Below are 17,041 nucleotides of genomic sequence, written 5' to 3'. Positions count from 1 at the left end.
GAACTGGCTCTAGAACAGACTGGACCGGTTATCGGGGACCTGCCAGTATGAGTGAACAAACGAGTGTCACAGTCGAACGAGTCATCGATCTGCCTGTCGACGCTGTGTTCGACGTGCTGAGCAACCCCGAACGTCACCCTGACCTCGACGGATCCGACGACGTCTACGACCTGGACTCCGATTGCGCGAGCGTCGGCAGGCCAGCGACCTGAGTTGGACCTCCTGACACAGTTCTCGGCTCCCGACGAATTATCAGTGCTGGTCAACGAACTATGGCGATGGATGTCGATATCGTGTACGTCAGCGTCCTACGGGTAACCCACGGGCGGTTGAGTTGATCTCAGAACGTCGATCCGCGAGGGTGCGGGCGTGGCGTCGACCACTTCTTCGAACGCGCATTGCGCTCAACGGCCCGCATACTTTGTTTTGATCAGTAATCAGATCATTCATATCGGTTGAATTACTTTTAAGCCTGTTTGACTCAATTCCGTGAAGATACGCGTTTCGCCTGCTACTTTGGGGATGGCGAACGGGCGTTTCATATTGTGCATTCCGTTGGGCGGAGGTCTCGTTGTGGCTTTAGTCCGCAGTATCGGGGATGGCCAGCTAGTGGCCTACTGGCTGCTTGTGGAAAAGGTCGAAGGGATGTAATTGATAGTTGGCAAGCGCGGAAATGCGCAATTGGTGTTCCAGCTCGGAGATGACGCTACTCAAACTGGGCCTCTATTTACCGAGCGTTGGCGAAGTGCTATTTGCGCATGGCGGGTAGACGCCAAATGTTAATCTATCGAGTATGGGTCGAGGTCAAGAGTGATGGACATTGATTCTTATGAGGAGAGCCGGATCGACTGGGTTCGTTTGCGGCGCTATGCGCGGCGAGTCGCATCCGAAACCCAGCGACCGATGCGCGGTCCGATCTCATACAGCGGCAGCAATGGTGGGGTGGTGGATGCGATTGGCTCGCACTGGCTTCTGGAGCACAGAAGGTTTGGCCGCGAAGAAGAGCATCCCCTTGGAGGGAGTGATCGACACCGGGAGTTGTATAGCGAAGACCATTACATAGTCTTGTTGCCAAACGGTGAACTGAAGCGCGTTATCGTTATTGTCGAAGAGCACCGGAACATACATCGCAACGGAGTCGGCCAGACGGTACTCGCGAATCACACAGTCGCTGACCTTGGCGAGCCAGATGTCAGGCTGTTGGATTTCGAACCGGGTAGCCTCGATTCTCGGATTCCGAATGGTAGATGCTGGGGCGATAGGGAGCCTGGAACGCGGTTGATTCACCACGCTAAGGGCGTCGGTCTTTCGATCCGGCTGAAGCAACTTGTATAGTTCGCTGCGTTCACGGAGCCGTCGTTTTGCTGCGACCGTGACGGATCTTTTGACGACGAATCAAATAGATTGCGCTCGGAACATATAGAGTCGATGAATTGAGGAATGATGGTCGGAAATATCAACGAAGTGGCAGCCAATCTTGCTACATCACTGATCTCGGCCGCTGGCTTGGGTCACGCGGTTGCTACCGCAGACATTCAGGCGGCCGTTCGAAATTTGAATAGTGTTGGGGATGGCTATCCTCAGTCACAGTTGGAGAAACACGTCGCAGACAATATTCGCCAGAATCATGCCGCAGGTATCAGCGGGTCGCTCAAATAGTCTCATTCCACAGTTCTGCCAAAATCTGGCACAGTGCTCGGATGCTGAGATACGTGTTGCGGGTTTCGAGAACTGGATCGGTTGCGGTGATGGCGTGCTGGCCCCGCTTAGATTTCGATGATGCGGTGGACGCGACCTACTTGTTCGAGCAGCGAAGCCGCCTCATAAAGCGCGGCGAGCGCGAGCGACCGGAAGTGTGTGGCGATGGCGTGGCGGACGTTGGCGTTCAACCCCGGGCTGCGAAGGCGCTCTACTGCGACTCCTACGGTCAGATTCGAACGCTTAAGACCCCGTCGCCACCGGCAAGCAGTACCCAAACACGCACATCTTCTGCATCTCGATCGGCGGCGTAGTGGTCTCCGGCGCGGGCGCACTGGTGGTCGGGGCCGCACCGGGAACCTCAACCCGTACCGGCGTGGCCCCCGTTGCCGCCCCCGCAGGCAACGGGGGAGTGGTCCCCCAGTACTCCTCCGCGGTCGGGTCGACCGGTGGGAGGGTGACGGTGCGACATCCCCAGTAGATGTCGTAGCTGCCGTCGGCAATGGTGGTCGAGCCGGTGGGTGTCGGCGGGTCGCCGACCGACACCCGCATCGTCAGCTTCTTGCTGGAGCCGGCGGCGACCAGCGCGGTGAGCTGTTCGGGTGTTTGGTAGCCGAAGGAGAGGTCGCCGGCCGATAGTTCGCTGTCGGCGGGCACGCCGAAGATCTCGCAGCCGACGCGTTTGGTGGAGTCGTTGTGCACGGTCAGTGCCACGGTGTTGCCGCTGACGGTGGGTGTCACGGTGACGTCGCCGGGTGCCGCGGACGCGGTCGGTGCCAGCACGCCGGCGACGAGAGCGGCCAGTGCCGAGCCGGTGGCGATGCAGCGGATTCTGTTGGTCATGCGGGGACTCCTTTGTCGGGGTCTTGAGGTCCGGTCAGGTGCGGTCGATCAGGTGGGCGAGCATGCTGCGGAAGGCGCGGACACTGTCGTCGGTGGTGTTGAACCGCCAGTCGCGGTCACGGTCCTCGGCCTGATACCAGAGCAGCGCTTCGACGCGAGGATGCTGCGCGACGACGGTGCGCAGATCCCGTATCCAGGTGGCTTTGCGGCCGGGCCAGGCTGCGGCGCAGGCCACTTCGGTGAACAGGACGGGATGGTTGCCCTCGAGGGAGGTGAGGATCTCGAGGCTGCGGTCGAACAGATCTGACGGCAGTGTCCACCGGTGGCCGGGGACGTCGCCCCAGTTGTAGCCGTCGAGACCGAGGTAGTCGACCTCGGTGGGGGCGGGGTAGGCCTCCACGAAGTTGCCGGCCTCGTCGGTCAGCGCGTACGGCGCCCACACGAACTTGATGGTCGAAGTGCCGGCCATGTCGAACAGGGCACGCATGCGTGACCAGGCGGCGCGGTAGAGCTCAGGAGTGTTGCCGTTGACGCCGACCGACCACGGATACCAGGGGGTGTTCATCTTGGGGGCGAACCGCACCATCAGGGGTTTGCCCCATGAGGTGAGTTCAAAGGCCCAGCGCTGCAACGTGTCGTCGAATTCGCCGTTTGCGAGTCGTTGCAGTGAGTACTGCGGCTGGTTCGGACCGCCGTCGGCCACGCCCGGTTCCAGCGTGAGCAGGGGAGTGGCACCCGCAGCGGCGATGATGTCGAAGTCGGTGATGGGTGCGGGCTCGTCGATGAAGGCGTAGCGGTGAATGTAGGTGGGCTGGATCTCCGCGAGTGTGGCGAGCCGGGAAATCGGCGACTCCTGCGACGGTGCAGGCACCACGCTGGGGATGTAGGCACCCCACGATCGCGTTTGTGCCGACGTACCGGTCGACTCCGAGCCGCAGGCGCCGACGGTGAGAGCGGCAGTGCCGGCCAGGGTGGCGCGCAGCATTGTGCGGCGGGACAGGTGAGCGGATGGCGCCTGTGGGTCTGGACGCATGGGATTATTGTTGCGTCTATTTGTGGGAAATGCGAACTGGGAGTTGGAATTACAACGGGGGTTGTAGCTAGCGCGCTCGATAGATGGCCTTTCGTCTAATCGGACATTGCATATCACTAAGGGCCAACTTGCCGATTGGGAATCAATCTCTCGACAAGACGACTGCCTAGCGGAAATTCAAATCAGACCGGTTATGGAGTCAGTGCTCGCGCACCGACCAAGTCCACGTTGCCTGGCTGTGCGAGCCTGGGCGCCACGGGCTGCGGCGAGACCTGGTGCGACGAAAGTGGGGCGAGCTGTTCGGCCGTGCGCGGCAGGGGTGCCCGTTCCAGCGACACGGTGTGTGGTGAGCACGCTGGCCAGCTCGTGATGGCAGATCGACAGCCCCGCGCGGCCTTGCTCGCGTCACTGGGTCCGAAGACAGTCTCGCGCAGCGTCCGGACCGCGCGGCATATACGCCAACGCAAACAATCTCGGATTGTGATGCAAATCTCATTTATTGCCAGGCGGGCCGCGGCTCGCAACGCTAATGCAACTAAATGGCGCTCGTTCATCCATACGTTCTAACGCTCAGCGGCGTCCCGGATGGATGTAACGCCAGAACTGCGGCGATGGACGACTAAGGGGGTCCACTAATGGGACTCTCAGGTCCTGAATCGCACGGAAATTTACGATAGTGAAATATCGCTAGGCATTCGGTTGCGTTGTCGGTGAGTGTGGATATGCTCTACCCACTGTCGTCTTGGAGTCGGACGACTTGAGGTGGCGTTGCTCACAGAAGGGCTGTCTGACATGCAATTACAGGCGGATGAGCGGCACGTGTCGGTTGCGTGTCATCGTCTGTTGGCAAGGTGTGGCAACCGGGTAGCTGGCCGGCACGCAACGGTAGTTGTGACTCAACGGTAAGTGGAAAATCGAATTTGAGTACACGCTCTTCAAGTTGTCAAACTGCGAAGTCTGTCTTACGCTCTCAGCATCCGCTTAGGTCAAGAAAATGGCCGACTATTGCCGGTTGAAAGCCATTTCTATCCAGAACCTGTTGTTCATCTTCGGGTGACAGTCTCTTCTAGTTCTATGTCGGGGAGGTATTGCGGTGGTCAACAGTCGAGCCTTCGGGGGGGCTCGCGAGGATGACAGTCGTATTCAGCGGTTGCGCTTCGTGAGTCGCGTACAGATGCGCTCGCGGTCGTGGATGCATAGCTATTTGGTGTGCCTGGCCTGGTCGGACGCAATTGTGGTTGCTATCGCGATCGCGGTGGCCCAAGTCGTTCGCTTCGGTACGGACAGCGCCACCACGCCCAACGGTGCGATCCAGGCGCCGGCCGCACTGGTGTCTGTGGCCCTCGGCTTCGCATGGGTGTTGACACTGCGTGCCTTCCATACGCTGGACCGTCGTGTGGTCGGGTCGGGCTCGCAGGAATACAGCCGCATCGTCACTGCTTGCCTCTCAGTGTTTGGTGTTCTTGCCATGTTGGATCTGCTGTTCAGGTTGAACATCGCGCGAGGATTCCTGGCCTTGGCGTTGCCGATCGGAACGGCGGGACTTCTGTTGTCCAGATGGCTCTGGCGCCGGCGGCTATCGAAGCAGCGTGCACAGTCACGCAACTTGGAGCATGTACTCGTGGTAGGAGAGCCGGGGTCGGCCGTCACGCTGATGGAGCGATTGATGGACAATCCCAGTCTTGGCTATCGAGTCGTTGGGATCTGTCTGCCGACTCACACAAGTCGGCGTGAGACGGTTGCCGTCCGAGGCCAGAACGTTCCGGTCTTAGGCACTTTCGACGATGTGTGCCAGTCGGTTGCTGACGCCGGCGCGACGACGGTGGCTATCACGTCGGCTGAAGCGCTGGGCCATCACGCGATGCAGAGCCTCTCATGGGACCTCGAAGGGCTTGAGGTGGACATGGTTGTCTCGCCCGGCGTTGTCGACATCGCTGGTCCGCGGATGATGCTGCGACCGGTTGCGGGGCTGCCGATGCTGCATATCGACAAGCCGCGCTATGAGGGTGCCAATCGTTTCCGAAAGGCACTTGTGGACCGGGTGGGCTCTGCAGTGCTCATTCTGATGATCTCTCCGTTGCTGGCTGTTGTTGCTGCCGCGATCAAGCTTGATTCGCCGGGGCCTGTCTTCTACAGGGCGACGCGGGTGGGGCTGAACAACGAGCCGTTCCAGATGTGGAAGTTCCGGTCGATGGTGCAGGACGCGGATTCCCTCAAGGCCAACCTTCGCGCGCTCAACGAAGGGTCCGGTGTTCTATTCAAGATGCGCGACGACCCACGCGTCACAAAGGTCGGCGCGTTCATCCGGCGCTACAGCATCGACGAGCTCCCTCAGCTGTTTAACGTGCTCGAGGGAACGATGAGCTTGGTGGGGCCACGACCACCATTGCCCGACGAGGTCGAACGATATGACGGCCGTGTGGCACGTCGAATGCTCGTGAAGCCCGGCATGACAGGGCTTTGGCAGGTCTCAGGCCGATCTGATTTGTCATGGGAAGAGTCAGTGCGACTGGATCTCTCGTATGTCGAGAACTGGTCGATCATGCAAGATGCGTTGATTATGTGGAAGACAGCACGCGCTGTCGTGGGTAAGGACGGAGCCTACTAATGCGAATCGTCGTCTTGGGACTCGGATACCTGGGGGCAACTCATGCAGCTTGTATGGCTGAACTGGGACACGAGGTTCTCGGAGTTGAAGTGGAGCAGAGCAAGCGAGAGATGCTCGCAGCCGGTGAGGTTCCATTCTATGAACCAGGGCTGCCCGAACTTTTAAGCAAACACATCCAGTCCGGGCGAATGAGCGTGACAGGCTCGTACCAGGACGCGGCAGACTTCGGGGACGTGTTCTTCATAGCGGTCGGTACGCCGCAGAAGAAGGGCGAGTATGGAGCTGATCTCAGGTATGTAGACGCGGCACTGGAGGAACTAGTCCCACTGCTAACCCGGGATGCGCTAATTCTCGGAAAAAGTACGGTACCTGTCGGAACATCGCGGCGACTCTCCGAACGAGCAGATGAGCTCGCAAAAGATATCGATGTAGAGATCGCCTGGAACCCTGAGTTCCTGCGCGAGGGGTACGCGGTCAGGGATACACTGACGCCAGATCGTCTAGTGCTCGGAGTCTTTCCTAGCGGGAACGCCGAATCGGTCGCGCGAGAGATATACGCAACAGCCTTAGGGAACGGAACACCACTGGTCGTCACGGACCCGCCGTCCGCTGAACTGGTGAAGACGTCTGCTAACGCATTCTTAGCAACCAAAATCTCGTTCATTAATGCGATGGCTGAGGTGTGTGATGCGGCGGGAGCAGATGTGAAAGCGGTAGCGGATGCTATCGGCTACGATGCGAGAATTGGCCGGAAATTTCTCAATGCAGGACTCGGATTTGGCGGTGGCTGTCTACCGAAGGACATTAGAGCCTTCATGGCACGTGCTGGTGAACTTGGTGCGGCGGAAGCGCTCACATTTCTGCGTGAGGTCGATAATGTCAATATGCGCCGTCGAACCAGAATGGTCGAGCTGACGCGTGAAATTTGCGGCGGTTCATTGCTTGGAGCACGGATAGCCGTCCTCGGCGCTGCGTTCAAGCCAGAGTCGGACGACGTCCGAGATTCTCCTGCACTAAATGTTGCTGGCCAGATTCAGCTGCAAGGGGCTTCGGTGACTGTCTACGACCCTAAGGCTATCGAGAACTCTCGGCAACTCTTTCCTACGCTCGACTATGCGACCACAGCGCTCGAAGCATGCGAGCAAGCCGACGCGGTACTCGTGCTTACCGAGTGGGACGAGTTCATAAAGCTCGATCCAATGCACGTGCGTAACGTCGTTCGTCGCAATCGAATCATTGACGGACGGATGTGTTTGCGGGGAGAAGAGTGGGTCGCCGCTGGATGGGACTACCGCACTTAGGCATTCAGAACGAACTTGTTTTCCGATATACCGCGTGTTCACCGCTCCATACAAATTCCGATCGTGACACAGAACCAATGAAACGAACTGAACAATCACCGGTGAGTCTGCAGGGTCCGCAGCGCACGCACTCCGACCCCGCATCGAAAGGCTGTCTACATGATAATGTCTAGAGCTTCCGGACACCACGGCACCGAACGCGCACAGAAAACGCGATTCACCAGGTTGGTCATTCATCAGATAGATTTGCGAAACCCCGCGCCAGGCGGGATTGATACCTGTATTCGCGGACTCCTAAGTTACTCCGATAGCGCGGTTAACTTCGCCGTTGTTGGGGTGGATGCGCGTGGCGACAAAGAGCGCCTTGGCAAATGGGAGTCATACCAATTCAATGGCAACACGGTCATGTTCATGCCGGTCGTCTCACTTGACCCAGCAGATCAGCGGCGAAGAGTACCGCATTCATTGCGGCTCATCCTGGGAACAATAAGAAACAGGCGGTACATTCCGAAGTCTAATTGGATTCAAACACACCGCGCAGACACTGCTTTTGCGACTCTGCCGTTCTTCCGACGACGTCGATCATACTTTATCCATACCCAAGAGGCGGGAATATCATCTAGCGACTCAGACTCTCTTTGGCGACGGGCCGCGAAGGCTCATAGAAACTTCGAGCGATTTGTCATCTCTCGCTCGCAACAAATTGTTGTGTTCAACCCCGACTATCAACGCACCGTTGAAAAGTGGAATCCAAGTACAACAGGGTCACCAACATGGTTCGACCCGCAAGTATTCTATTCAAATGACTCCACAAAAGAACGAAAAGGCGCCAGTATTAAGGTCGTCTGGGTTGGGCGTCTCGAAAGGCCGAAAGATCCAGCGTTAGCTGTCGAATCTTTCAAACACGTGGCTAGCAACTTGAAGGGGACTGGCCGTACTATCGAGCTCAGGATTATTGGTGACGGAACACAGCGAAAACGACTGGAAGATAGAGTAAACGAACTTCCAGCCGATATCCAGAGCCGCATCCACCTAACAGGTCGGTTAGATCCGCTCGAAGTTGCATCTCATCTTCGGGACGCAACAGTCTTCCTTATGACATCTCATCCGGGATATGAAGGGTATCCTCGTGTACTCGTCGAGGCGATGGCATGTGGAACGCCAGCGGTTGTGACGACTGGTTCTGACACGGGATCCCTGGTGGAGCAGGGAGTGTCTGGATATGAAGTAACGGAGCGAGACGCGGCCGGCATAGGCCGTGCAATCATCAGCGCTGCCAATCTGGATAGATCTGCGGTTAAAGAGCGAGTTAGTCATCTTAGCGCTGAAAGCGTCATTGGCAAATTTATATACAACGAGACTGCCAAAGTAGACGGATTACCTAAAAAAACAATCGCCAGAACGCGCAACGGCTATTTAACTATAGCAGGACGTTCAGTCTTTTGTGGCAATATTTGTCAACTCCTTGATCAATTTGATCACACACTGAGCTCCATGCAGAAGAGCCAGCTTATCGTAACCGCCAACGTTGACCAGGTCGTTCGGCTGGAATTGCCAAACCATGACGAGGCGCGCCGAGTCTTTGAAGCAGCTGCAAAAATAACCATCGACGGTAAGCCCTTAGTCTGGCTCGGTTCGATGATGGGTGCTCGCGATCTAAGTCGCATCACAGGAGCAGATCTGTTATCAGAGTGTGCAAAACAGTCCAAGGTACGTCAATGGAATATTGTAGTTCTGGGTGGACAGGAAGGAGCCGCGGAGCGCGCAGCTCTCCGATTGAGTAACGAGCATCCGGGCGCGTCTGTCGTCGGCGTCGATCTCCCTCAAAACATCAGTGAAGAGGAGCAAGCATCCTCAGAATTGCTGAATCGTCTGAAGGCGCTCCGGCCGGCTATAGTTTTTATTTGCGCGGGATTCCCGAAACAAGAAGTTTGGTATTTGAAGAACATGGACCGCCTGCCACGCGCGATTTATGTTGGTGCCGGCGCAGCGGTTGACTTTGCTGCAGGCGAAAGAAGGAGGGCGCCGGTGATTATTCAGAACGTGGGGCTAGAGTGGATGTATCGCCTCGCTCAGGAGCCTCGAAGACTTGGAAAGAGATATCTCGTAGATGACTTGAGGTTCGCGCCGATTGCAGTTCGTTCGTTGGTTGGAGGAGTTCGAAAGTGATCGCACTTGTGACAGGAGCGGCAGGGTTCATAGGAAGTACACTCGTACGGGAGCTTCTAAAAGATGACGTAGTCGAACAAGTCATTGGAGTTGACTCAGTAACAGACTATTACGATCCACAGTGCAAGAGGCGAAATCTCAGCGAACTGCCTTCGTCATCAAGGTTCCGGTTCATCGAAGCCGATTTAAACGTTCTAGATCTGTACGAACTACTCAAAAATATCGACGTGGTATACCACCAGGCCGGGCAGCCGGGGGTACGGAAGTCTTGGGGAACTTCGTTTGCCGATTATATCGATAACAATATCGCCGCCACGCAAAAGCTTCTGGAGGCGGCGAAGCAAAGTGCGAAACTTTCGAGGTTCGTTTACGCGTCGTCTTCTTCTGTCTACGGGAACTCGGAAGAGTACCCTACTACTGAAATATCAGTACCTCGGCCGTATAGCCCGTACGGTGTAACAAAGTTGGCAGCCGAACACCTTGTGTCCTTGTATGCACAAAACTACGGATTACCGACAGTATCGCTGAGGTACTTCACCGTCTACGGTCCAAGGCAGCGACCCGATATGGCAATGCACCGATTCATAGCTTCTGCCCTAAACGGCCGGAAAATCGAACTGTATGGCGACGGAACTCAAGTGCGTGACTTTACCTTTGTCGACGACGTAGTTAACGCCAACATTTTAGCGGGGAATTCGACCGCCGTATCTCCGGGAGCGGTCTTGAACATCTGTGGCGGAAGTACGGTTACTGTGAACGACGTTCTTGACACTATCGGATCGCTTGCCGGAGTCAAGCTACAGATCGTGCGTACAGCTAAAGTCGCTGGAGACGTCTTCAAGACAGCAGGAACGAATGTCGGTGCTTTGCGGGAGATCGGATGGGCCCCCTGCGTGTCGCTCGAGGAGGGCCTCGACCGACACATTCGCCACTTGCGTGCGAGCCTGATATGAGTGGCCGATGTGCTGACGTCCGTGCAGCACTTTCAGAGACCACGCGGAACCTAACGCCGGGATCCCCGCTTCGGAGCCTGAAAACATCGCTCGAATGCGATCGGGTTGCATACGGTGTCAAGCGATGGTCGCCGCTGGTGGCTTTTCGATACCCCACACTTAGCTACCAGCGCTACTTGCGCTACGTGGAGTTCTGTGCCGCAATCGATCATCCCGTAGGGGCGGTTGCGTGTGCCATCCTACGGTTGCGATTGAAAAGGCTAGGCCAGCGGATCGGTGTAACCGTACCACCCGGTGTCTTCGGGCCCGGTCTCAGCATCCCCCACTATGGCAGTGTTGTCGTGAATGACAAGGTTCGTGCAGGTTGGTTTTGCCGGATACACTCGGCAACCAACCTAGGCGAGTCTGAAGGCGCTGCACCATGTCTAGGCGATGGGGTCTATATAGGCCCAGGAGCAGTTCTTTATGGAGCAGTAACGGTAGGTAGTGGATCGGTAATTGGCGCAAATTCGGTAGTAAATCGAAACGTCCCTGCAAATTCCCTCGCGGTCGGATCGCCAGCTCAGGTACGACCAATCGGTAGTGCTTATGAGAAGGTTATGCCGGCCACGATAATTGCCGGCATTCGCAAGTATGGCAAACAGGGCCCCGTGGAATGATAGCCACCGCGCGCAAAGGCCTAGATTCTAGACGGTCTCTGTCGAACCTCGGCGCCTTCGTGGGACCTGCGATGCTACAGAAACTAATTCCGTTCATCGCACTTCCGCTCATTGCGCGAGATTTGTCGTTCAGCGAGTTTGGGATGTGCGGGATTCTAACAACCATTTTCTTGCTGGGCAACAGCGTTCTTGGATTCGGTCAAGATACGGTGATGTTTCACGAATCTCGTGGCCGATTCATATCGGCGAAGACCTCCGGCATTTCGGAACCGCTAACGATACTGTTCTGTGGAAATCTGGCTTTTGCAGCCGTATGTTGTGGAACTCTCCTGCTTGGCTCGATACTGGACTGGCACGGTTTGGTTACCGCAGTGGTCGTAGAACTCCTCGCAGCAGCGGTCTATTCGGTGGGGTATATGCCACTCGCGACTATGACACGGATCAACTATCGCCCAAGAGTATTTGCGACCGTGGTGATTGGTTTCAGCGTCACCCAGTATGGATCTAAGGTTGTGCTTCTTCCCCGTCTCGAGAATCCTGTGTTGGGCTGGGCATTAAGTGACTTAGCTGCATCGACTCTGATCTTACTCAGTAGCGCTGCAACATACTCCGCGCTAACGGTGTTACGGCGATCCAGCCGGCGACGTCTTTCGGCTGCGGCGTTACTTGGACTACCACTTGTGCCCAGCAAGATATCGCAGTGGTTTCAGACGTCTTCGGATCGTTCTCTGGTGTCTTTCAGTCTGGGGACCTCTCAGGCAGGATTGTATACCGCTGCGAGCCAGTTCAGCAACGCTGCAATGGGGCTTGTGGTGGAAATATGTAGATACTTTATGCCATCGCTTTCGGAGTTTTCTCGAGACTACGGAGAAAAAAGGTGGTTCGATCCGAGGATAGTGTGGATAGTCTACATTCAAGTCGCGATGGTCTCGCTTCTGTGTTCTATGATGGCAGCGCTATCTCCGATAGCGCTCGAGATAATCTTTCCACCTAGTTACGGGCAGGTTCGGAACGTCGTAGCCGCAATGGGACTAGCAGTTCTTTTCGCTGGAGCTGGCTTTGTTGCGATCAACTTTATGACAGTCGCTGTCGGCGTTTCGACCCGGATTTGGCTGTTTAGCGCGTTAGGGGCTGCTGCATCTGTAGGCGGCAATCTTCTGGTCGTTCCGCACCTCGGACTGATGGGCGCTCCGTATGCATCGGCATTTGGCTACGCAATAACCGTTTGCTGTGTAGTGCGTCACTCATGGGGTCACTTGCTCATTGCCGGGGTTGTTCGTCCATGGCTAGCATTACCGATCTTTGTTTCAATTGTGATTGTGGTCGTTTCTATAGTTTTCTGCCACAACGACGCAGTTTTGTTATCGCTAGGCGGGACCGTTGTACCTGTCTTCTTAGTTTTAATATGGCAAGGCCGGCTGAGGCTCATTGAGCCGAGTGGACATTCACTCGGCGATAAACGCCTTTTAGACCAGGAAGTTGTCCGCTAACAATGCCGAGACTATCTGTAATCATGCCTGCACATAACGCTGAGAGAACTATCCACTCTGCAGTCTCGTCCACGCTTTATGCTTTACCGCGCGATTCGGAGCTCGTTGTCGGGTTAGATGGTAGTACAGACGGCTCGCTTGAGATCTTGGGTAGCACTAAAGACCCGCGTCTTCGCATACTTGAATCATCAACTAAGTTGGGCGTGGCATCTACGCTAAATAGGCTACTCGACGCGACAGATAGCAAGGTAGTAGCACGCATGGATGCTGACGACGTGAGCCTTCCCTGGCGATTCAGACAGCAGGAACGTGCATATGTGCCTGGCACGATACAGTTTGGGAATGTTGCTCATTTTGGCGACGGCTTTCGTGTACCGCGTCCTGTAGCGCCCCTACCGATTCGTCCGCATGTGAGCGTGGGACTGTTGCTCTTCGAGAATCCTTTCGCCCATCCGACGATGTTTGCGAATAGGGAGGTGATAGCACGCCTTGGTTCATACCGCGAGGTGCCGGCTCAGGACTATGACTTATGGATGCGAGCCGCCACGTCTCGCGTCGCGATGTCTAGGGCAGCGCTACCGGTTGTCGCGTACCGGCATCATGATTCGCAAATTACGGGGTCCAGTGCATCCGACCGCAGGAAGGCCGAATCAGTGGCGCTAGCGAAGGCGCATCGCGATCTGTGCGATGCGATCATTGGCGTCAGTCTTGAGTGCTGGCCTACGTTGCGACAGATAACTTCGGCGAGCGTGGGTGATGAGCGCGGTGACGAGGTTCGGACGTTGGCCAAGTATGCGCGCGCACTTTCTGCAAACTGGTCAAGCACGGAGCGGCGATTGCTTGAACGAGCGATCTCTCGAACCCTTAACCGCGCCACCCGGGTCGGATAGACGTGAGCCGTCCTGTTCATCGGCATCCGCAGTAGAATAGAAGGAGCGACGAATGGTTTATCTCCTTCTTGGAGTCTTTGCGATTCTCGGCGTTATGATGATTCTCGTGTTGCGTCCTATCGCGATTGTTTCAGTGTTGGTCTTGTCTCGTGCGCTCGCTGATATCGGATACGCGGCTGGCCATGCGATCCTTCCCTCCGGGCTCTTAGCTCTTTCGTTGGCGGTTCTGGCCTGGCTAGCGGTGGCAGTAAAATTTCCGTCACGCGTGCTAGAGGCGAGGCTGTTCTCTACTAGCCTTTTTATCTGTGCGGCTTTGTCTATTTTGAGCTATTTCTACAGATTCGGCATTGCTATTGAGCCGTTAGTGTTCTTTCTGAATTTATCTAGTGTAGTACCTTTATTCCTATTGGGTCGTTCCGCTGGATCAAGCGTGCAGGTTGGTTTGTCAACCAAATGTATTGTTTTTCTATGCTCGGTTCCTTGTATTATTATGGTTATCGGCCTGTATCTGTTCCCAAGTATGACTGTTGGCACCAATGGCCGCCCAGCTGGAACGTTTGTTCACGCGAATGCTGCCGGAAGTTTCATTGCGGTTGCCGTTACTTGCTTGGTATGGGCAACCTTGACAAATGGTGTGCGGCACATTGTGCCTTTACTGTTCTGTTTGTGGGCGCTCGTTCTGACCGGCAGTTTGAATGCGTTAGTGACAGCCTTCGCTGGCGTGTCAGTAGTGTGTTTGCTGGTCCCGACATCCGTACTTGCTCGTACGCTATCGGTCTTCCTTGGCGTCGCTGGCGTGTGGGCAGCGTTAGCTCTGACGGAGCTTGGAGAGCGGGTGAGCGGTGTCTTGGCTTCCGATTTTTCGTTCACAATCGCCTCGGGGACCAGCCGGAACAGTATTGAGTGGCGTGTATTGAATTGGTTCGAGCTATACGAGTTGTGGCAACGTTCTCCTGTTGTAGGGTTCGGGTTGGGGTCTACCCTCTCTAGGATTCAGCCATTGAGCGGGCCGGCCCATAGTCTCTATGTCCAACTGCTGGTTGAGACTGGCGTTGTCGGACTCTTCGCGCTTGTCCTAGTTGTCGCGCATTTTTCTGTTTATGTTTTTCGGGTCCGGAGGTCAAGTCCGAGGTCGCAGTTCGTTTCGCTCTCTGTAGGTGTGGTTGTCTGCCTTGGCGTGAACGGTCTCGCTTCAAATCTCTTGAGCAGTGGTGCTGTGCTGTTCCTAGCCTCAACGGTGCTGGGTCTGTCGGTTGGGATGACCGGACTAGTTTTAGGGTCACGTCTTTCCGGCAATAAATCGGTTGATCGGGAGTTGTCAGTTCTAGGTACTGCGGCACCCGATCGTGATGGCAGCATATCTAGTGTTCCTATGCCTTCGCGAAAGGGTTGTTAGCGTGTCGAAATGGTTTGGTACCCCAGACGGTTTTCGTTTGGATTTGATCGCGAATCGCGGACGTCCGCATCTCGCTGGACTCCTGGTGGCGTTTCGTGTCGCTAGTCGATTTCGGAAGTCGCGACGGATACTGGTGCGTCTCGGCTTCGGTTTGCCGTTCTCGTTTCTCTACAGGTTGGCTGGTTTGTTCCTGTTCGGAATCGATATCCCCACGAGGACGTCAGTTGGAAAGGGAATTTCGATCCATCATGGATTTGGCATCGTCATCCATGCTGATTCGGTTATCGGTGATTTTGTGACGATTCGTCAAGGTGTAACGATTGGTGCCACTTCCCGCGGCGCACCTATCATCAGAAATCAGGCCAATTTGGGAGCTTCTTCGCTCGTTATTGGTCCAGTCATTGTTGGCTGTAACGCGGTTGTAGGCGCGGGCGCGGTCGTCGTAAAAGATGTTCCGGACGGGGATATTGTTGTGGGTAATCCTGCTAAGTCGATTCGCGACAACGCTAACGCTGACTCGAGAGGTGAATTATGATTAATGATGACAGGGATACGGTCTTTGAGAAGGAGCAATTGCGGTCTTTCTTAGGCGGGGTCCGAGATAACTGGTTTATCGTCGTTTCCGCTTCGCTGGCGGCGGGTGTTTTGGCGTTAGGAGTTAGCGCTCTGCAAACGCCGTTATACGCTGCTACTGCAACTATGTATGTGACTTCAGGTGATGACTCTGATGTGCAGGCGGCGTATCAAGGCTCGCTGGCGTCACAGCAGCGAATCGCGTCTTATGCGCACCTTGCTTCGTCCGACGCCGTGGTGTCACGTGCTTTGACGTCTCACGGATTGAGTGGGGATGCTGGAGTCATCCGCGACAGTATTTCAACGTCGTGGGATCCGGAGACTGTGCTACTAAATGTAACTGCACAGAGTGCAGACCCCGGTGAAGCCGCGGTGATTGCGAACGGTATAGCCCAATCGTTGAGTGGTTATGTTAGCGAGCTTGAGACGCCGGCTGCCGGTGGTGAGCCGCTCGCAAAGGCATCTGTCGTTACGCCTGCGTCGGCCCCGGATTCTCAGGTCTCGCCTAAAGTAGCGCGAAATCTTGGTATAGCGTTAGCCCTTGGGTGTGCTCTCGGATTGCTCGTCGCTATGTTTGCGTCGCGTTTAACTCTGCGGCTGCGTTCGGAGGCTGACGTTTCGGAAGTGGCAGCCGCTGCAGTTCTGTCCGTCGTTCCTAGAGATCCGGAAATTGAAAGAGGCATACTGGACTTTAGTAGCGGTTCGAGTTCTGCAAGCGAGGCATACAGGAGGTTGCGCACTAACCTTGAGTTTGTAGATGTGGATAAGGCGAATCGTAGGTTTTCGGTGACAAGCGCTATGGAGAGGGAGGGGAAGACGACAACGTCTGTTAATCTTGCCGCCTCCTTAGCGGAGGCTGGAAAGTCCGTCATCGTTGTGGACGCAGATTTGCGTCGTCCTATGGTGGCGACGCGAGTAGGCGCGAATCCGACAGTTGGTCTAACCGACTATCTTTCTGGCAAGGCTGGCCTTCGAGATCTTTTGCAGTCAACTTCAGTCTGCGGTTTGGATGTTCTCGCCAGCGGCAAGATTCCTCCTAATCCGGCCGAGTTGCTCGCATCAGCTCGGGCTCAGGAAGCTATGGATCTGCTGTCGGAGATTTATGACTATGTCATAGTGGATACACCGCCGGTTCTGCCAGTTACGGACGCAGTTGTTGCTTCAAGGCTTGTTGACGGTGTGATTGTGGTTGTGAGGTCGGGTAAGTCGAAGCGGCCTGCGTTTATGTCGGCGGTAGAGCAGATAACGGCGGTTAATTCAAGGGTAATCGGCGTCGTTCTCACCGATGCTTCGGGGCGTGGTGATTACTACGCGCGTAGCTACTCGTCTTCTGGCGATGCACCTCAATCACTCCGTCCGTAGTCTTGATCTTCTGTTGTGTGACTACTTGGAGCTTCATTGCTGTCGTGAAGCGGTGAAGTGTGCTAG

At 55.8% G+C, this 17,041-nt stretch carries 13 protein-coding genes and 1 pseudogene; 11 read left to right on the top strand and 3 right to left on the bottom strand.

The features are described 5' to 3' along the window. Window positions 1-47: 47 nt before the first annotated feature. Window positions 48-176 (top strand): annotated as a pseudogene (locus OSB52_RS14960) (polyketide cyclase); the annotation flags it as partial. 742 nt (window positions 177-918) lie between these two features. Here OSB52_RS14960 and OSB52_RS14955 read toward each other — a convergent pair. The 3 genes from OSB52_RS14955 to OSB52_RS14945 all read right to left on the bottom strand — a co-directional run bounded on the left by OSB52_RS14955 (window position 919) and on the right by OSB52_RS14945 (window position 3,574). Continuing rightward, on the bottom strand, window positions 919-1,164 hold the full coding sequence (locus OSB52_RS14955; protein ID WP_266062539.1) for a hypothetical protein: 246 nt from the start codon (window positions 1,162-1,164) through the stop codon (window positions 919-921). Between the two features lie 777 nt (window positions 1,165-1,941). Beyond that, window positions 1,942-2,541 carry a hypothetical protein gene (locus tag OSB52_RS14950; protein WP_266062538.1) on the bottom strand — a complete coding sequence of 200 codons (600 nt, stop codon included), beginning with the start codon at window positions 2,539-2,541 and terminating at the stop codon, window positions 1,942-1,944. Between the two features lie 34 nt (window positions 2,542-2,575). After that, window positions 2,576-3,574 carry a glycoside hydrolase family 26 protein gene (locus tag OSB52_RS14945; protein WP_266062536.1) on the bottom strand — a complete coding sequence of 333 codons (999 nt, stop codon included), beginning with the start codon at window positions 3,572-3,574 and terminating at the stop codon, window positions 2,576-2,578. Between the two features lie 1,174 nt (window positions 3,575-4,748). Here OSB52_RS14945 and OSB52_RS14940 point away from each other — a divergent pair. The 10 genes from OSB52_RS14940 (at window position 4,749) to OSB52_RS14905 (ending at window position 16,975) form a co-directional block, all read left to right on the top strand. Beyond that, window positions 4,749-6,182, top strand: a complete 1,434-nt coding sequence (locus tag OSB52_RS14940) for a sugar transferase (protein ID WP_266062562.1) — start codon at window positions 4,749-4,751, stop codon at window positions 6,180-6,182. Then, a complete protein-coding gene (locus OSB52_RS14935) occupies window positions 6,182-7,483 on the top strand; it encodes a UDP-glucose dehydrogenase family protein (RefSeq protein WP_266062534.1) in 1,302 nt (433 codons plus the stop codon). Before OSB52_RS14940 ends, OSB52_RS14935 begins: the two co-directional genes overlap by 1 nt. Before the next feature lie 159 nt (window positions 7,484-7,642). Next, entirely contained in the window at window positions 7,643-9,652 is a 2,010-nt protein-coding gene (locus tag OSB52_RS14930) for a WecB/TagA/CpsF family glycosyltransferase (protein ID WP_372512439.1), read from the top strand. Continuing rightward, entirely contained in the window at window positions 9,649-10,605 is a 957-nt protein-coding gene (locus OSB52_RS14925) for an NAD-dependent epimerase/dehydratase family protein (protein WP_266062531.1), read from the top strand. The genes OSB52_RS14930 and OSB52_RS14925 overlap by 4 nt, the downstream gene beginning before the upstream one ends. Beyond that, window positions 10,533-11,264 carry an LbetaH domain-containing protein gene (locus OSB52_RS25170; RefSeq protein WP_372512438.1) on the top strand — a complete coding sequence of 244 codons (732 nt, stop codon included), beginning with the start codon at window positions 10,533-10,535 and terminating at the stop codon, window positions 11,262-11,264. The genes OSB52_RS14925 and OSB52_RS25170 overlap by 73 nt, the downstream gene beginning before the upstream one ends. Continuing rightward, the gene (locus OSB52_RS14920; RefSeq protein ID WP_308203674.1) at window positions 11,261-12,754 is read left to right on the top strand and encodes a lipopolysaccharide biosynthesis protein; all 1,494 of its coding nucleotides are present in this window, start codon (window positions 11,261-11,263) and stop codon (window positions 12,752-12,754) included. The genes OSB52_RS25170 and OSB52_RS14920 overlap by 4 nt, the downstream gene beginning before the upstream one ends. A 2-nt stretch (window positions 12,755-12,756) precedes the next feature. Then, window positions 12,757-13,644 carry a glycosyltransferase family 2 protein gene (locus OSB52_RS25165; RefSeq protein ID WP_372512437.1) on the top strand — a complete coding sequence of 296 codons (888 nt, stop codon included), beginning with the start codon at window positions 12,757-12,759 and terminating at the stop codon, window positions 13,642-13,644. A 52-nt stretch (window positions 13,645-13,696) separates the two neighbouring features. Then, the gene (locus OSB52_RS14915) at window positions 13,697-15,040 is read left to right on the top strand and encodes an O-antigen ligase family protein (RefSeq protein WP_266062526.1); all 1,344 of its coding nucleotides are present in this window, start codon (window positions 13,697-13,699) and stop codon (window positions 15,038-15,040) included. A gap of 133 nt (window positions 15,041-15,173) precedes the next feature. Next, the gene (locus OSB52_RS14910) at window positions 15,174-15,575 is read left to right on the top strand and encodes a serine O-acetyltransferase (RefSeq protein ID WP_266062524.1); all 402 of its coding nucleotides are present in this window, start codon (window positions 15,174-15,176) and stop codon (window positions 15,573-15,575) included. Next, complete coding sequence (locus OSB52_RS14905) at window positions 15,572-16,975, top strand: tyrosine-protein kinase domain-containing protein (RefSeq protein WP_266062522.1); 1,404 nt, start codon at window positions 15,572-15,574, stop codon at window positions 16,973-16,975. Before OSB52_RS14910 ends, OSB52_RS14905 begins: the two co-directional genes overlap by 4 nt. The last annotated feature ends 66 nt before the right edge of the window (window positions 16,976-17,041 follow it).

It is taken from the genome of Gordonia aquimaris, assembly GCF_026262595.1.
Lineage (GTDB): Bacteria > Actinomycetota > Actinomycetes > Mycobacteriales > Mycobacteriaceae > Gordonia > Gordonia tangerina.
Note: the sequence above shows the minus strand (reverse complement) of the source record. Positions and strands in the feature narration are given on the sequence as shown.

What these genes read in the sequence shown, in the direction of transcription:
- OSB52_RS14950 (WP_266062538.1), bottom strand. Translation starts at nt 2,541, where the DNA reads ATGACCAACAGAATCCGCTGCATCGCCACCGGCTCGGCACTGGCCGCT.
- OSB52_RS14945 (WP_266062536.1), bottom strand. Translation starts at nt 3,574, where the DNA reads ATGCGTCCAGACCCACAGGCGCCATCCGCTCACCTGTCCCGCCGCACA.
- OSB52_RS14940 (WP_266062562.1), top strand. Translation starts at nt 4,749, where the DNA reads ATGCGCTCGCGGTCGTGGATGCATAGCTATTTGGTGTGCCTGGCCTGG.
- OSB52_RS14935 (WP_266062534.1), top strand. Translation starts at nt 6,182, where the DNA reads ATGCGAATCGTCGTCTTGGGACTCGGATACCTGGGGGCAACTCATGCA.
- OSB52_RS14930 (WP_372512439.1), top strand. Translation starts at nt 7,643, where the DNA reads ATGATAATGTCTAGAGCTTCCGGACACCACGGCACCGAACGCGCACAG.
- OSB52_RS25170 (WP_372512438.1), top strand. Translation starts at nt 10,533, where the DNA reads ATGGGCCCCCTGCGTGTCGCTCGAGGAGGGCCTCGACCGACACATTCG.
- OSB52_RS14920 (WP_308203674.1), top strand. Translation starts at nt 11,261, where the DNA reads ATGATAGCCACCGCGCGCAAAGGCCTAGATTCTAGACGGTCTCTGTCG.
- OSB52_RS25165 (WP_372512437.1), top strand. Translation starts at nt 12,757, where the DNA reads ATGCCGAGACTATCTGTAATCATGCCTGCACATAACGCTGAGAGAACT.
- OSB52_RS14915 (WP_266062526.1), top strand. Translation starts at nt 13,697, where the DNA reads ATGGTTTATCTCCTTCTTGGAGTCTTTGCGATTCTCGGCGTTATGATG.
- OSB52_RS14905 (WP_266062522.1), top strand. Translation starts at nt 15,572, where the DNA reads ATGATTAATGATGACAGGGATACGGTCTTTGAGAAGGAGCAATTGCGG.